This is a genomic window from Kistimonas ophiarachnellae (genome assembly GCF_057552235.1).
The window spans coordinates 124,103-139,613 of the sequence record NZ_BAAJPA010000004.1 but is presented as its reverse complement, the minus strand read 5'-3'; the positions used below and the strand labels follow the sequence as shown (position 1 = coordinate 139,613).

Annotated in this window: 10 protein-coding genes; 1 reads left to right on the top strand and 9 read right to left on the bottom strand. The window is 48.0% G+C overall.

Going from position 1 to position 15,511, the window contains the following annotated elements; translation table 11 throughout:
• Nucleotides 1–596 precede the first annotated feature (596 nt).
• Both eutB and AC27K1_RS06205 read right to left on the bottom strand, forming a co-directional pair.
• Nucleotides 597–3,035 carry an ethanolamine ammonia-lyase subunit EutB gene (gene eutB / locus AC27K1_RS06210; RefSeq protein ID WP_487149129.1) on the bottom strand — a complete coding sequence of 813 codons (2,439 nt, stop codon included), beginning with the start codon at nt 3,033–3,035 and terminating at the stop codon, nt 597–599.
• Between the two features lie 58 nt (nt 3,036–3,093).
• Nucleotides 3,094–4,590: an ethanolamine ammonia-lyase reactivating factor EutA gene (locus AC27K1_RS06205; protein WP_487149127.1), complete on the bottom strand. Its 1,497-nt coding sequence runs from the start codon at nt 4,588–4,590 to the stop codon at nt 3,094–3,096.
• Nucleotides 4,591–5,362: 772 nt separating this feature from the next.
• Here AC27K1_RS06205 and AC27K1_RS06200 point away from each other — a divergent pair.
• Nucleotides 5,363–8,293, top strand: a complete 2,931-nt coding sequence (locus tag AC27K1_RS06200; RefSeq protein ID WP_487149126.1) for a hypothetical protein — start codon at nt 5,363–5,365, stop codon at nt 8,291–8,293.
• A 97-nt stretch (nt 8,294–8,390) separates the two neighbouring features.
• On the opposite strand, the gene AC27K1_RS06195 is transcribed toward AC27K1_RS06200, so the two are convergent.
• The 7 genes from AC27K1_RS06195 to AC27K1_RS06165 form a co-directional block, all read right to left on the bottom strand.
• A complete protein-coding gene (locus AC27K1_RS06195; RefSeq protein WP_487149124.1) occupies nt 8,391–10,019 on the bottom strand; it encodes an alkaline phosphatase in 1,629 nt (542 codons plus the stop codon).
• Nucleotides 10,020–10,280: 261 nt separating this feature from the next.
• Nucleotides 10,281–10,712: a EutP/PduV family microcompartment system protein gene (locus AC27K1_RS06190; RefSeq protein WP_487149122.1), complete on the bottom strand. Its 432-nt coding sequence runs from the start codon at nt 10,710–10,712 to the stop codon at nt 10,281–10,283.
• Between the two features lie 10 nt (nt 10,713–10,722).
• Nucleotides 10,723–11,070, bottom strand: coding sequence for an ethanolamine utilization microcompartment protein EutS (gene eutS, locus AC27K1_RS06185; RefSeq protein WP_487149120.1), 348 nt, complete (start codon nt 11,068–11,070; stop codon nt 10,723–10,725).
• A 232-nt stretch (nt 11,071–11,302) separates the two neighbouring features.
• Nucleotides 11,303–11,776, bottom strand: a complete 474-nt coding sequence (locus tag AC27K1_RS06180) for a cupin domain-containing protein (protein ID WP_487149119.1) — start codon at nt 11,774–11,776, stop codon at nt 11,303–11,305.
• A gap of 44 nt (nt 11,777–11,820) precedes the next feature.
• Nucleotides 11,821–12,102, bottom strand: a complete 282-nt coding sequence (locus AC27K1_RS06175; RefSeq protein ID WP_487149117.1) for a hypothetical protein — start codon at nt 12,100–12,102, stop codon at nt 11,821–11,823.
• Nucleotides 12,099–12,368 carry a EutN/CcmL family microcompartment protein gene (locus AC27K1_RS06170; protein WP_487149116.1) on the bottom strand — a complete coding sequence of 90 codons (270 nt, stop codon included), beginning with the start codon at nt 12,366–12,368 and terminating at the stop codon, nt 12,099–12,101. The genes AC27K1_RS06175 and AC27K1_RS06170 overlap by 4 nt, the downstream gene beginning before the upstream one ends.
• A 276-nt stretch (nt 12,369–12,644) precedes the next feature.
• Nucleotides 12,645–15,392 carry a hypothetical protein gene (locus AC27K1_RS06165; RefSeq protein WP_487149114.1) on the bottom strand — a complete coding sequence of 916 codons (2,748 nt, stop codon included), beginning with the start codon at nt 15,390–15,392 and terminating at the stop codon, nt 12,645–12,647.
• Nucleotides 15,393–15,511: the final 119 nt, after the last annotated feature.

Below are 15,511 nucleotides of genomic sequence, written 5' to 3'. Positions count from 1 at the left end.
TAAATAGAAATCCCTGACAAGTGCGCACTGTTGATACACTCTTTCACCCCAACAGATAAGACGCCAAGTCAGAATAAAAAATAACACAACATACAACATTCTGTTTTTTTATTACGACTTAAAAACATCAGGCATTCGCTTATTATTACTTATTAACGAATCTGCATATGTTTACATAAAGATACTTGACACACTGACAATCCCACACAGTTCAAACACACCAACGCAGCAGAACACAAGACATTGCGTTAACTGGCAGCTATATTATTCACAACGATATCGTCCCAACACCGCCATTAACAAATAAAACGCTCATACCACAATCAGGAATCCAAACCACACAGATCAACCATGAAGAAAACCCTGACACTCTTGAATCATTTAAAATATTTCATCACCAAACAAAGTCACATTTAAATAAACAGCAGCATTTAAAATGCTGCAAAGTGATACCTTTATAATTCGATATGAAAATATGATTACTATATATAGCTAATAGTGTTTTTATTATTTTATTGATTTAAAACCAACATAAAATATCGACATCATGAGATCCGGGCAGAGCCTGTAACTCTGCCCGGATCTCAAAACGCTGCTCAGAAAGGATAGCGATCATTATAGCGAAGCTTAACACCTGCCTGGCGCAATAAATCACCCGCCAGTGGAGAAAGCAAGGTACGACGGCTGAGAAGAATCTCCTTAACCCCCCACTCCAGCAGCATCAACACATCCGCTTCTGAAATGGTTTTCTGGTTACTGAAATCATGCACGCGAATCGACTGTACGGTTTTCGTTTCTTCTTCCTTCGGGGCTTCAGGTACAACTTCCTTATGCACGAGACCCATCCGGCTACCCAGGATGGCATTCAACCGGTTACCAGCAGCCTTGTTATCAAAAATCTGCATCGCCCGTTCCGCGACCAGGGAACCGGCTTCCAATGGCGGAATACCACCGTGGTAAATATTCGGCACCACGGTATCTTCGAAGGCAATGGCTTCTACCCCGGAATACTCTGCCGCCAATTGACGTGTTTCTTCATCTTCCAACCGGTAAACCAGGTAAGCCGACAGGCTTCGGGAAGACTCGGCATCGGACCCGGGACGCTCACCCAGCAGCACGATAACCATTTGGGCATTCACCACCCGGGCAATATCCTCCGCCAACCGAACCCGGCCATGCGGTGCAATCATGGTTTGCCCAAGGCTATAGCCCCGGCTGCGCAAACCATCTTCCAGTACCGGCAGCAGCTCTTCGATATTATGATGCACCGCCTCGGCACTCAGTCCATCAGTGACGATGATCTGGATATCATTATTTTCCTGCGTCAGATTTGCACGACACTCATCGCTTAATGTTGCGCCGGTATCCGGACGGGCATGGTGTAGCGCCAGGGTCGATGCCTTCGAATCAATTCGGCGATAATCCAGGTCATCAAACGCCTCAAACCGCAGTTCACTGACTGCCGCAGCCCGGGCAATCGCCATATTCAGGCGAAGATTACGCATGACCTGGTTGGCCATTCGGGGGCCAGCGTTTTCCAGGCCATACGCCATCGGCACCCGCGACATCAGGTGACGGAACTCATGTTCTGAATCTGCAAAGATGGCGGGATTCCCCCAGTTGGGTCCACGCTGAATCTGGCCACGCTTATCTTCTGTGAAGATGCCGCGTTCAATACACCAGTGATAAAACTCCGGTGCCGGCTTCAGGTTATGAATCTCCCGCATGGTCTGGTCATCATGACCACTGGTGTCGGCATAGGCCAGCATCCGGTCTACCCCGAGGTAGATATCCATGAAGTAGTTGGCGCCGGCAACGGTCAGCAGTTCTACCGCCATTTCCTGGCCTTCTTCTGCCGCATCCGCATGCAGGGTAAAGCATGGGGAAACCCCCATCGGCAGTCCCATCACCTTGGCCATGAACAGATCCTGCAGATTGGAGTAAACAATCTGTCGGCTGTTCTCGTGCGTTTCCGGTCCAATGAAGCCGGTCACACTGTTCACCATGCAGGGGTCATAACGACGACACAAGCCGTAAGTCAGTGCTTCAGCCGTCGCCATGTCGATACCGTCATGCTTGCTGTAACTGACCTCACTGCCCTGCCCCGTCTCGAAATACATGAACTGCTCCGCCTTGCCGGCCAGCGTGCCTTTCTTCGCCATCATACGGTAGGCGTCGTCCATATAGGTGACGGTGACATCAAAGGCTTCACGTAACGTAGCATCCGTTCCGGCCAGTGACTGGAACAGGATTTCCACCGGCGCCCCTTCTGCCAGACAGGCCATCTGGGTACGGACATGGGACAGTACACAGATCTGCGTCGGCGCCCCGGTCTGCTTACGGATTTTATCCAGGTGGAACAGGCAGGCGCTGATGTTGTCGACCGAATCCTCAGACGGATTCAGTCCTATCATCAGGTCGCCATTGCCCATGGAAAGTCCCAGCCAGGTCAGTGCCGTAATTGCGCTCAGATCATCGGTCGGGTGGTTTGGCTGAATCCGGGTGGAGAGTGAACCCTGTAAGCCAAGATGCGTGCGTGCACGGGTCGGGCAGGTGATTTTGCGCGCGTTGTAGATCAGGTCATGCACACCCATCAGTTTGGTGACTGCCGCCACCATCACTGGCGTCAGACCGGTTCCGGCTTTTACCAGTTCTGCTCCGGTGGCCGCCTGCATCCAGTCCTTCAATTCGCCCACGGTCATTAATGCGAGTTCGTCGAACACCTCAAGGTTCAGGTCATAACCTACTCGCATGATGTCGTCTACTCGTCCATGACGGTTGACCAGTGGACGATCATACAGGTGCTGGAGAGTCAGGTCTGACAACAGGGTACGCGCCGCTTCCCGCTCGACTTCATCAGCAGCCGCCAGCCCGGCGTTGATATCGCCAGCCTTGCGCAGGTCAGCCGCACCCAGCAATGCCTTCAGCCCGGTAAAACTGTATTCCCGCCCCATGACATTCAGGCGGTACACTTCATCCGGCCGGGGTTCCGGTACCGAAATGTCTTGCAGTGGGGTCAGGCGGGCATTCGCCATAACAGTTGTCTCTCCAGAATTTTGTCATCATCATGCGCTGACATACGCTGGGCTCAAATCAGTGCATGCCGTAAAAATAAACCGGAATCACATAATTCCGTACCGCCCCAAGGCTGACGAACTCCGCCGGCCGATCCGGCACCTCGTCAACGGCCATCAGGTTGACCGGCAGCTGTCCCCAGCGGGTCGCGTAGTTGCCAATCACCTTGCCAAAATCCTGCGGCGCCAGCAGTAGCAGGGGATGCCCTTGTGGAAACCGTGTTGCTTCCAGCAGCCCGGCCAGTCGCTCACCAAACTGTTTGACCTGGGGAAAACGGGGATATTCACCCGCCGGCACCATCGCCTGGATGCAGGCCCCGTTGGGGCTGCGGCAGGCCAGTTCCACCGCACTTGAAAGTGCTGATTCATCAGCGTCCAGTGTCAGGCGGGCGACAATCGGGAGGTCATGCAGGGGCAACTGTCCGGGACAAGGCAGATACAGGGTATTGCCCGACAGCTCCGCACTGTGCAGGGTCAGGCCATAGACGGTCGCACGGCCGCCAAACTCCGGCACATGCGAATACAGACTGCGTGATAGCAGCGGAGAATCCACAATGCCGCGGCAGATATCAATACCCAGATCGCCATACCAAGTGGTTCCGGGCAACTCTTCCCCCATGACCAACCGGTAAAGCAGCTCTCCAACACCGCCGGAAAACGTAATAATGGTGTCGTCAGTCAGTGGGCTGACATCTTCGTTATAGGGTGCCTGACATAATCCGGCGCCGAGACCATCATCGGCAAACCATGTAGCATCACCGGCAACAATGGCCTCCAACCCGCCTACGATGAAATCCACCACTGCCCTGACGTCGGCCTCTGACAGCGTTTCTCCGGTGGCGGTTTCAATCCCCAGACGCTCAAAAATAAGACGTCCGTAACGGGACAACCCGAGAAGATGATAGCTGCCTGGCTGAAAACGGAAATGACGTGCGCCAAGGAAATAGCTGCCGGTAGCCAGAACATTGCCATCGAGCCCCAAGGCAGGATTGGTGGTACCGCCACCTATGTCCAGATTGATCACCGGTCGCTGCGGTTCCTGACGGGAAAGCTCCAGGCTATTGCCCATAAAGGCCAGCCAGGATTCAAGACAGGGGTCGTCTGCTGTCGCGACGATGACATGACCGATCCGTTCACGTACCGCCTGGGCAATAACGTGGGCATTGGCCTGCTCTGCTGCCAACCCGGTGATAATAACGCCGCCTGAAAATATTTTCTGGCAGTCGATACCGCTTTCTTCCAGCCAGCGATCAATGCATTCAATGATTTGGGTACGCGACAGTTCTTCACCATCAAAGGGTGTGAAGACCGGTTCGGAGCGATAGAGCAGGTCAGGGCTGCCAAACTCCATTCGCCCCGTCGTCATGCTGCGTTCCATACGCGCACGGGCCACCAGGGCGCGACTGGTGGTCGAACCGAAGTCCAGACCAATCATCAGCGCTGTGTCGCGATCTCCCGCATATTGCGTGAAATCGTTTAGCCCGGAAGGCGTTGTTCTTGGGGGAAAAGGCGTCATGGAATTAATAAAAAGAAGGGTTCTCGTACATCATTCACCGCTACCAGATAGAAAACACAAGAAGATATCTATCCGGTAGATCTATGAAAATCTCTGGAGGATAGCTAACAGTTGAACATCCAACCCTGCTCACAGCACCGCCGAAAACACTATCATTCCTGGAACGTATTTTTGCAGAGCCGAGGATATTTACATTGATATTCTGCAAGGCTTTTATTATGCAGACAGAAAAAACTGATCTGTATCAACAGTATTCACAAAACAACTAAACAGCCGTATATATTCCAGCGATACCGGGCTCAACTGCGAAGTGGCGACATTATCATGACATGACTTTCACACACCTACTGTCAAACATGTGTCATGAAACATTGCCATTAGCGATAGATAACAGCCACAGCTATGAGGTGGATTGAATTTAACCTTCATTAGTAAAACGATATACCTGTTAGAGGTATACACTCAAAGAAAGAGACTCAATAGCCTCATTATTGCCCAACAAAACTAACAATTACAGTTAGTCTTGCTGATCAACTGTTAAAGCAACAAGTCTTATTAGGACAATCTATCGCATCTTGTTTTTCTGCCCTGACAATAAAAACCGCTTTCATTACAACGCTATAAGCACCGTACGTGACATCAGCAAACTATCATTGTTGAATAAGTTGACTTTTTGCCAACAAGCACATCCTACATCACATAAAAAAGGAACTTTTACTATATTAAATTGCCCTATTACACACTGTTAAACCAATGAAACAATTCGAGCCCCATGAATATTCCACCCATTTCTTCATCCGGACAGTCTAAAACGCAGCAATCTCCGGCTGAACAATCGCCTTCCGCTGCAGAGCTTACTCCCAGTATGCCACAACAGCAACAACCCGTTGTTAGACCTAAAACAAAACGGTCTGTTGGTATAGTCCCTACCACTAGCACACAGCCTCAAGCAGAATCTTCCGTGGGGACATCGGCACAAAAGATGTTCAATGCCTTCGCCATTGTTGAAATCACACAAGACCAGTTGGATACCATCAATGCTCAAAAAGAAGACTTCATCAGGCAATATGGCATTTCGCCGAGAAAAGATACTGACAAGCAAAAACTTGCAGCGTTGCTGTTAAAAGATATCAATACAAGGAGAATGCTAGGTCAAGCCTGCCAAGAAGAAATCGATGAGGCTAATCGGTTAATAAATGATTTGTTTAATCAGATAGATCCCAATCAATTGTGCGATGATTCACTGGGTATGCATCGTAGTACAATGGCTAACCCTTCCGCCTTATGGGACGTTGAGGCAGATATTAGCTCTCTTGCCTTGGTTACGTCTAAAAAAAGCAAAGCTTATCAAGTAGCTTTACAAGAGCAGGAACGCGATACAAAGCCCCAAGAACTTATCGATACGCTAAGTCAATGGCTTGAGAAAGCTACGGAACCAATGGAAAAAAGCAGAGGGCAAACAACCATTACTGGTGTCACACCCTCGATAGTTGCAAGCAGTCCAACAGAATTTGAACTAAAGAACCTGGCTGCACATCAAATTTATAGAGAGTATAATTTCAATGTTAATCTTAGATGTCTTGAATACCTCTACATCTATTTCGATAAATTAGAAGCATTCTTAACTGAAGCATCACCCTTTTCACAAACAGAAGTGCAGCATCTTGCTTTCACTCTAATGCAAAGCCTGACCTTTTTTTTAAAATGGTGCGAGAAAATTATCTTCGGAAGGAAGAAATTTGAGCCCCAAACAGAATCAGGCCTTACTAATGCAGCAAAATATCATTCAAAAAACTGTATAAGACGAATTAAATGGCTCGTTAAAAACAACGTGCATTTATTAGTTGACATTCATATATTAAATGATCTCACCCTCTCTATTACACGATTATCTATAAAAGACGAAATATTAATATCGACTTTGGCAAAAAGGGCAAACTTTAAAGCAACCACAGATCAAGAAAAGCAGATCACTCACACAAATAATATTTTATATTGTGAAATGATGGAAAATTATGATCTTCTTCAACAAGCTATGAATGACGCATCAAATTATACACTATTTCCTCTTTTTATTATGATCTGGAGTGATATTGGTTTTACAGAAAAGGATCTCCCATGGCGGCAAAAATTTGGTATGGACCCAGAAAAAGCCATTGCCTGCCTAGTAAAGCTGCGCGACAGTCAAGAAGCATTAATCGAGATGGAACCCACGATAGAACGCGCACGCGAATGGGTTGATTTTCATGAAGGCCGACAATCCAGCACAACTATGCGCGAGTGGACTTTGCGGGTTGCACTGTATGACAACCTTCGAGGAATGGGCCCAAAGGGTGATGCTCTGCTGAAGTTATCCGGGTTAATAAAAAATAAAAATTTATTCCTAGCCTTATCATTTATCTCAAAAAAAGGCTACGGTTTTGCTCTAAATTTAATAAAGTCTGATACTGCTTTATCACGGCACCTTCAACCTCTCTTGTGCATCCTTAAAGAAAAAGTGGCGGAAAACAAAACAGAGACGCCAGAAAAAAACATACTACTCAAGGAGGCAATCGATCAATTAGAAAAGTCGGTTAAAGCCCACCCTGAACTCCTGAGGCATCTTTCCAGAATCCAGGAAAAGTTTGGTTTACATCACGAAGCGTATAAATCCCTAAAAAAACTTGAAATTCATCTATCAGAAACAATGAGACTTGCTGATTCAGAACAACAGCTTTTATCTGTAAGAATGAAATTAGATGTTATGAAAGAATCACCGGAGTTAAAAAAAACGATTGAGGAAGCATCGCGTCCAGCCAGAGCAAAACAAAAAAAATCAAAGGCTAGAACATCCGGGAAACAGGTATCAAAACAAAAACCTCAACAAAGGCATTCAGCAACAACCTCACAGATAGATACTGCAGAGTCCCTCCTCCCTACGAAAGATAAACCAAAAAGAGATGAGTTAGCTTTAGAACCAGTTTCAAGCACATCATCCTCCTTGGTTGCAGCGCAAAGGCAACAGGATCTTCAGGAGGACAGCGATAAACCTGCCTTCCCAGCGTCACTACGGAAACAAGAAATTGATGACCTCATGGAGTCAACCAAACCTGATCGATATCCGCTGTATGACAGTTTATTGAATCCCGCCACGATCGACTATGATGAAATACTGAAAAAACATGACAAATTACTTCAACAGCATAAAAACCCTGTTATACATATGATGTTTATGCAAAACAAAGCATGGACATTACGAACCTATTCTTATGACCCCTACGCACTAGCTTATAATGCTGCAAAGCAGAGAACATCCATTACAAGACTAAAAATAGCAATAAGATTAGAAGCCATGAACCTGCTCTTTAATGAAATAGAAGATGTCGGAAAACTGCTAAAACTTCCATTTGCTGAAAACTGGAAGAAGAACCCTCTTCTAATGGTAGAAAACTCAACATTCCAAACAATGTTAACTGGCTTACCACAACGTTTCCTTATACAACATGCTGCACAACATGGAACATTGGCGCATATCGAGGACGATATCTATTCTGATCAACCCTTTGAAGAAAATGAACAACTGTATGCAATAGAATGTTATGGAATGACTTTCAAGGAATCTTATGAATTATCAAAGAAGTTTTATAGATGCAGAACGATCATAAAAGCATTAAAGAGTGAAGAAGATCTACAGATCTTACATGAGGATGAAGCTAACTTTTAATCCTCTAGCAAAGACTGAAATACTGCTTTTGGCAGTCACAGCCAAGACAAGCCCCACTGGAACACATCCTGTGTTCCAGTTTTAACATATAGCGAATTTACTTAAGTGCATCCTTGGCCAGCTGACCGACTTCCGGATGCGTCAGGAATTTCGAGAACGGTGCAGTCGCACCCTCAGGACCGTATACCATGACCAGTACGGGTGTATCGGTATGGGTACCGGTTCCCCAGACCACATACTGGTCTTCTGCCAGGGCGTGCCCCATCAGGTTCCAGCGGGTCTCTTCACCGTAAACATAGAAGGACTCGAAAGGGGTATCCACTGCCGGCCAGGTCCTGGAGGCCAGGTAGGAATGACCTGCTTTCTGGAAACGGTTGGGGTTGGTTTTCAGCACAGTGGCAGCCATGGCTTCTGTGACCTCGAAAGCATGGTGCCTGCTCATCAGCTCTGCCAGTTTCTTTGCAGTCTGCTGATCGGCGGGCAGCGATTCGAAATCACCCCAGATGTTCTTGTTGCTGCGAGTCTGCGCATAGATGCGATCCAGGAGGCTCAGGTCAGCAAAGTTGAACATGGGCTGATAGTCGTGCTCGTCACCAAAGCCAGGCGCCGGCAGTTTCTGCGGCTCAGGCACATCCTTCATGCTGTAGCTAAAACCAAAAGAGCCGGTTTCATGGTCAGCAGTCACAATCATCAGAGTGTCATTACGCTGGGCTACCCATTCGTAAACCGCTTCAATGGCTTCATCGAACTTGACCATATCGTGCAGCATGGCGCCGACATCGTTCTCATGGCCTGCCCAGTCGATCTGACCCCCTTCAACCATCAGGAAGAAGCCGTCTTCATCCTGACTCAGGATATCCAGCGCCTTCATGGTCATTTCTTTCAGGGTAGGCTCAGAGCGATCACTGGCATCTTTGGTTGCCGCGTAATCAATACCGTCCATCATGCCGGAATTGGCGAACAGACCCAGCACCTTGCCATCCTGAACCTTGTCCATCTGTTCACGGGTGAAGGCCAGCTGGTAACCGGCAGACTGTGCCTCGGTGAGCAGGTTCACTTCATCCTTGCGCTTGGAACTGAAGGAGAAGGCACCGTCATTCAGTTCACGGATTGCTTCATAGGTCGCACCCTTGTCATTCACCGACTTGGGTACAAAGTGACGCAGACCACCTGAGAACATCACATCAGGGCCGATACGGACCATATCCGCCGCGATTTCATTTTCCAGGTTACGGTGAGGCTGATGCGCGGCAAAAGCGGCAGGTGTCGCATGAGTCAGGCGGGTATCGGATACCAGGCCTGTCGCCTTACCCATCTTCTGGGCACGCTCAAGGATGGTTTCCAGGTATTCACCCTCGATACCAACACCGATCACTTCACTCAATGCCGGTTCACCGGTGGCGAGCTGGGTCGCGGAGCAGGCGGAATCCACCACAATCTTGTCGTGTGGGCCTGTCATGGAAACACCCAGCACACCAGCTCCAATCAAACGATCAATACCGGTCGGGCGGCCATCATAAATAGAGTTGGGTGCACGATGCGCATAGGTACGGAGCAAACCCACCTGCTGAGGCCCCATGCCATCACCGATCATCATGATGACATTCTTGACCTTGCCGGATTCTGCCACCGTTTCTGTATTCTGCTGACCATCCAGCGCACAGCCGGCCATTGCCGTACATCCGGCAATGACAAGACCTGCCAGTAGTTTCTTTCTGAAATACATCAGAACTTCCCCCAAAAATGAACGTACAGAGAGTTCGCCCGACCTTATCCCATGCAATTCCGTCACCACGATGACAATCGTCAGGCGTGCATAGAACGCGACACATTCTTGCAATTTCAGGCTGTTTTACATTGATATTTTGCAACGAATACTTCTGCAGCCCATTTGAAACATGACCTGCATCAAGCTGTACGAAGGTTTCAAAAAACACAGAAATCACTGATGAAAATATCGAGACAAACAGCCATGGCAGTGTACGTATCAGTCTTCAACGCCAAGGTAGGCTTTTAACTCTGCCAGTCCTTCACCGGTCACAGAGCTGATCTCAAAAAGGGTGTGGGCGCCAGCCGCTTTCAGTATCTCCCGGGAGAACGCGACATCCGCCTGATCACTGTCAATCTTTGTGATGATGCCAATCGCGGGACGATTGAACATACCGGTAAAACAGGGAGGGTAATGGTTGTTCTTACGCGTACAGTCGTGTACCAGACCGATGACATCGTAATCCACAGAGGATGTCATCAATGCGGAATAGAAGTGGCGGTTCTCAATGAATTCGCCGGGGGTATCGAGCATGTACTGGCTGTATTCCATCGCCTGGGTTTTGCGATAGATCAGCGCCTGGCCATAAAGCGCCTGGGTCAGCGTCGTCTTGCCCGATGTGGTCGAGCCGATCAGCATCATCTTTTTCATCGGCGTACCATCAGGAGCGGGTAATCTGTGCAGGCGAAAACTTCAGAACACCGCCCAGCAGATCCAGCACCGCGGTGAGCGCCGCTTCCACACTGCCGACATCACCACTGATGACGAGACATCCGGAAAAACGATCCAGGAAACCGATTTCAACACCAGCCGCTTTCGTCGCAACATCGGCAGCGATAATGGAACCTTCACTCGGTGTGATCGTCATGATGCCGATGGCGCTGACCGTCTCGGCATTCAGGCCAAGCTTGGTCACCAGATCAGGCTGGGGATGTGCAATCAGGTGGGCCAGGGTGACCTGTTTACCAGGTACATACTCCTGAATGATGCGTTCTTTCTCTTGCGACATAATCAAAAGACACCTGCCGCATATACGGCGAACAAAAACAAAATACGTGCAACCAGGAACCAACAGGCGCTCGGGTTGCCGGTGTCGATGGCGTCGGTGCCCGTTTGCAGCAGCGGCATGGATGCCGCGGTAGCGCGGAGGGCTATGGATAGCCCTTCGGCGCGGGCGGAAAACGGGTACCGACGCCATCGGCTTCCCCGATCCTTAACAACAGGAATCAGGGAAAAAGCGATCAGCCGTTCTTCTGGCGAGCGATCTCTTCCCAGTTAGCGGGATAAACGACGAACAGGAAGCGAGCAAAATCCGGAGCGCTGAACTGGATTTTGGAACCCTTGGGAATGAAGACAACGTCACCGGCATTGCCCACGACTTCGCGGCCATCGATGATCACTTTCAGGGTACCTTCGATGATGTAGTCGACTTCGTCGTACTCCAGGGTCCAGTCGAAGGTGGTCTTGTCCATTTCCATCATGCCGCAACCCAGGCGCGGGCTTTCGGACAGTTCCAGCAGGTCGGTAATGAAGACCTTGTCGCCCGGCTTGCCGGTATCGAACGGCTTGCACTTGACGGTAGCGGCCTTGACGACGGCAACACCGGACGCATCCACGTGCTTGTCGAATTCGGGTTTGGTGATCTGTTGTGCCATCTGCTCAGCGACAACCTTGCGGATGATTTGCTCAAGCATTTCAGCGTTGATCTGGGTCATGTCACACTCTCAGAACGGTTAAAAAGAAAGAAACAGAAAGCAGCTCAGGAGGTTGCCAACAGCTTGATCACGGTTTCCTGCACGATCTGAACCGTACGGGTGTCAGTGATGCCGAACTCTTTTGCAAGCATGTCGACGATACGCTGGCGCAGCGTGTCAGGTGATTCCGCCTGTGCCGGCGCCTGTGCACCGTGCACCACGTGAATGCCATGAATCCGCGCGTAGTCGACCGCGCCGGGGGTCATTAACATATCCCGCTCCAGCAGCAGTGTGTCTCCGGTCAGGAACCCGGTGATGTTGTTCCGGGTCACCAGTCGTTTACTCATCCACTGATCTCCATGTTGTCCACAATACCGACAATGGCGGCATCCACCGGACCTTCATGGATCATGGCCGCCTTGCGTGCTGCGCCACCACGGGCAATCAGCACCATGTCACCGACCCCGGCCCCGACGGTATCCACCGCCACCATAGCGCTCTTGGAGGCTTCTCCATCTGAGTCGATCAAGCTGACGATCATCATCTTGAAACCATTCAAGCTGTCCAGCTTGCGGGTCGCCCAGAGATTGCCTGTTACCTTGCCTATCAGCACCTGCGATTCTCCTGCATCAATGCTCCGGATCGTCCGGATACCTGCCGTAAGGCGATGGGGAAAACCGGAAAATCGAAATGGTGGAAACAGTAATACGGGAACGGATCGGCCTTGTTGACACGTATCAAGTTGCTCGAAAACAATGGGTTAACACAGATCAAAGGCGTGGCAGGAATAATGACATCATGGCGTGGTCAGGTTTGAGGTTCCGCTCCTTGTACCCAAAGACAGGGTCTGTTAACACACTTTCTGTGCTCGCCCCCCCTGGGCGATTCTTCATTTTAAATAACCGTGTTTCTCAAAGAATTCTCGAATGGAGTCCTGACATACTGTACGTCCTGCCGACATCCTGGCCTCACAAAAGCAGGCCGTCATGTAATTAAGAAGGGTAATCACTCTTCTTTCATAGTTACCGGATAGAAGACTTCTCTCAAATAAATGTTTAGTGAATGTTTCATCAGGCACAGATAATCGTACTGCTGTATCAGAACCATGATTGACATAATAAAACTTTTCAAACATCAAATATGGCTGCCAGTCAATTATTTCAAAATTATTTTCAAACAATCCAGGAGCCCCGGTATTGCACGAAACAATCGCCAAGGGCTTGTTATCATGTGAAAAAGTTACCGCCTGACAATCCAGCTGCTCAGGACCAACTCCCACGAGATACTGATTGGCCGAACAGGTTATGGATTCTTTCAGCCATTCAGGCAAACTCATCAGGTTATTGACTGCTGCCGTCTGAAAATCCGGAGTTGCAAACCAGAAATCGAAATCACTTGCCTTGATACAAAGCGGGGATGATAGTAATGCACCGGCATTAAAGCCGACAAGCTCTCTTACACAATACTCAAACAGCAAATTCGAACCGTATAAAACCATTTCATTTTGAGAAGCTCCACAATTTCTCAACGCTGTTGAAATATGTCTTGTCAGATGATCACAGAGAAAAGGATCATAATCCGAATACACATTACTCAATTGACAGGTGATCAGATCTTGCCGTAATGAATCAACAGCATTCCGTCCTTGCGAGACAGCCTCCAGTATTTTCAGTTTACTTCCAATTTTACCTTCCCCAAAAAGCCCCTTAAAAAGTTGACAGGCTGTCATTACAGTTGGACAAGCCCCCCCTCTATCGATATTGAACAATTCCCGATCCATCTGCCAATGAGTGCTTACCATCACTTCAACAAAAAGTTCCAGCCAATGATACAAAACCAGATTTTTCCATTCTGACTCTCTCGTTGTATCACCGTGAAAATCCGGGATATTTCTTAAAAAGAACAAAGTGAAAAAATCATTAAAAGAGTCCAGATACCATCCAAAGCTCTGTACGGGCATTGTTTGCCTGTCTTTTTCCAGACACTGGCGGAAAACGGAAAAAAAACATTGATATCCTATACCAGCAATACCCTGAGACTCTATATTTTTAAGCGTGTAAGCCAGCTTATCTCTTTGACCCGCTGTCTTATCCTGATTACGAAGTGCTAAAACATCTGACAGATAATTCCGTGAGTGGGCCAGCAAATGATTATAAGCAGAAAAAAGCAAATGATTCCTTATTTCTGGCTTGGACTGCTTTATCGAGACCAGCTTTGTGAGCAGGCTCCACGCATCCTCACTACTACTTTCAGGTATATTCAGTATGGAAATCGCAGGCAAAATGTATTCAATATAATTTATCACGCCCCCAAGAAACGTAAACTTTCCCGAAGTGACAATACGATAAAATACTTTAAGCAGCGCAATCCAGCCTTTATCATAATGACCATCACTATAATACTTCGGCAAAGTATATTTCATGATAAATTTAAACACTCCAGTGACAATGCTATTTTCAAAAACAAAGTTATTGGAAACAAGCCGAAGAAGAACACTCAATGTCATTATTATGACTAAACCCTCCTCTTTTTTCAGATCACGAACAGAAACGGATGAAACCATCTGATCAACATATTGCCCAAATAAATTCACATCAAAATTTGCATTTCCTTTTTTCTCTATAATACGCGATACAGATATTAAAATTCCGTTAATATCTGATAAAAACTCATAGTCGACCAACATGGCATGGGGTAAAAGCTCATCAATAAAACATTTAATTAAGTTATAATCTTCCTCTCTCACCTCCTGGGTGGTTATTTCCGCTATACACCAAAGCATATCTCTAATGGTTATCGTATCAAAACCTCCAACCATTTCTCTCATGTGTGGCAGGGTCTTTCTGAGCAACTCAATACATACAGTTTCATCGAGAATATAAGTATTTCTTGCAACAACAGTGGCCAGATATATTCGTCTCATGATTACTGGAAGTGCTGCAGGGTGTCCATCATAGCCCTGCAGCAAGGCTTCAAAACTATCAGGAATTGATTGAATGTGATCACGCACCGCGGCAAGAGCGGGCCATTCCTGATCGAATGCCTGAGATAAACCAGCCTCTCTTTCAAATTTAAACGCATAGGAAAGTTCGTATATTCCTTTGGCCAGGCTACTCAGATTGATCAATTCCGGTTGGCTTAACACAGCGACAATAACGTTAGAAATAGCAGAGTATTGTACAAAAGAATGAACCTGCCTGCCGCTATAAGTGATGAGGTTGATTGCCTTCGTAATAACTTCCCACAGGTCTCCTATATCTATTTGGTGAATCCAATCCTGATTGATTGCTTCGCCGTAAGCTCTAACCTCATTCTCCATCTGATCGAATGATGTGCAGTTCTCAACAGCATATCTAAATAGATGTTGCCTTCCAGTCTCATCCGGGTAGGCGCTGACTGCAGCGTCAGCGAAAGCTACATTTCCGGCATCTGCTGGATAACCCGCTGCGAACTGGCTCGTTTGATAAGGATAAGCATCAGCTGCAACAACGGGAGCAATATAGCGGAGCTGTTGCTCTGGAGGCACTACCACAGGTCTTACCTGCCGGATACCGGCAACACCCTGGGCAAGCGTCAACGGCGGTTGTGTTGTCACTTCCGGAGCAGAAGGCTGAGACAATCTGGTTGGCTGCATCATTAACTTGTTACTCACCCCCTCTGACAATATCGATAAAAACAGTCATGCTGCTTTACCTGCGAACAACTGTATTTCTACATCGAGTAGACCATTGGGGAGGGCACAAGTTCATTTTCACG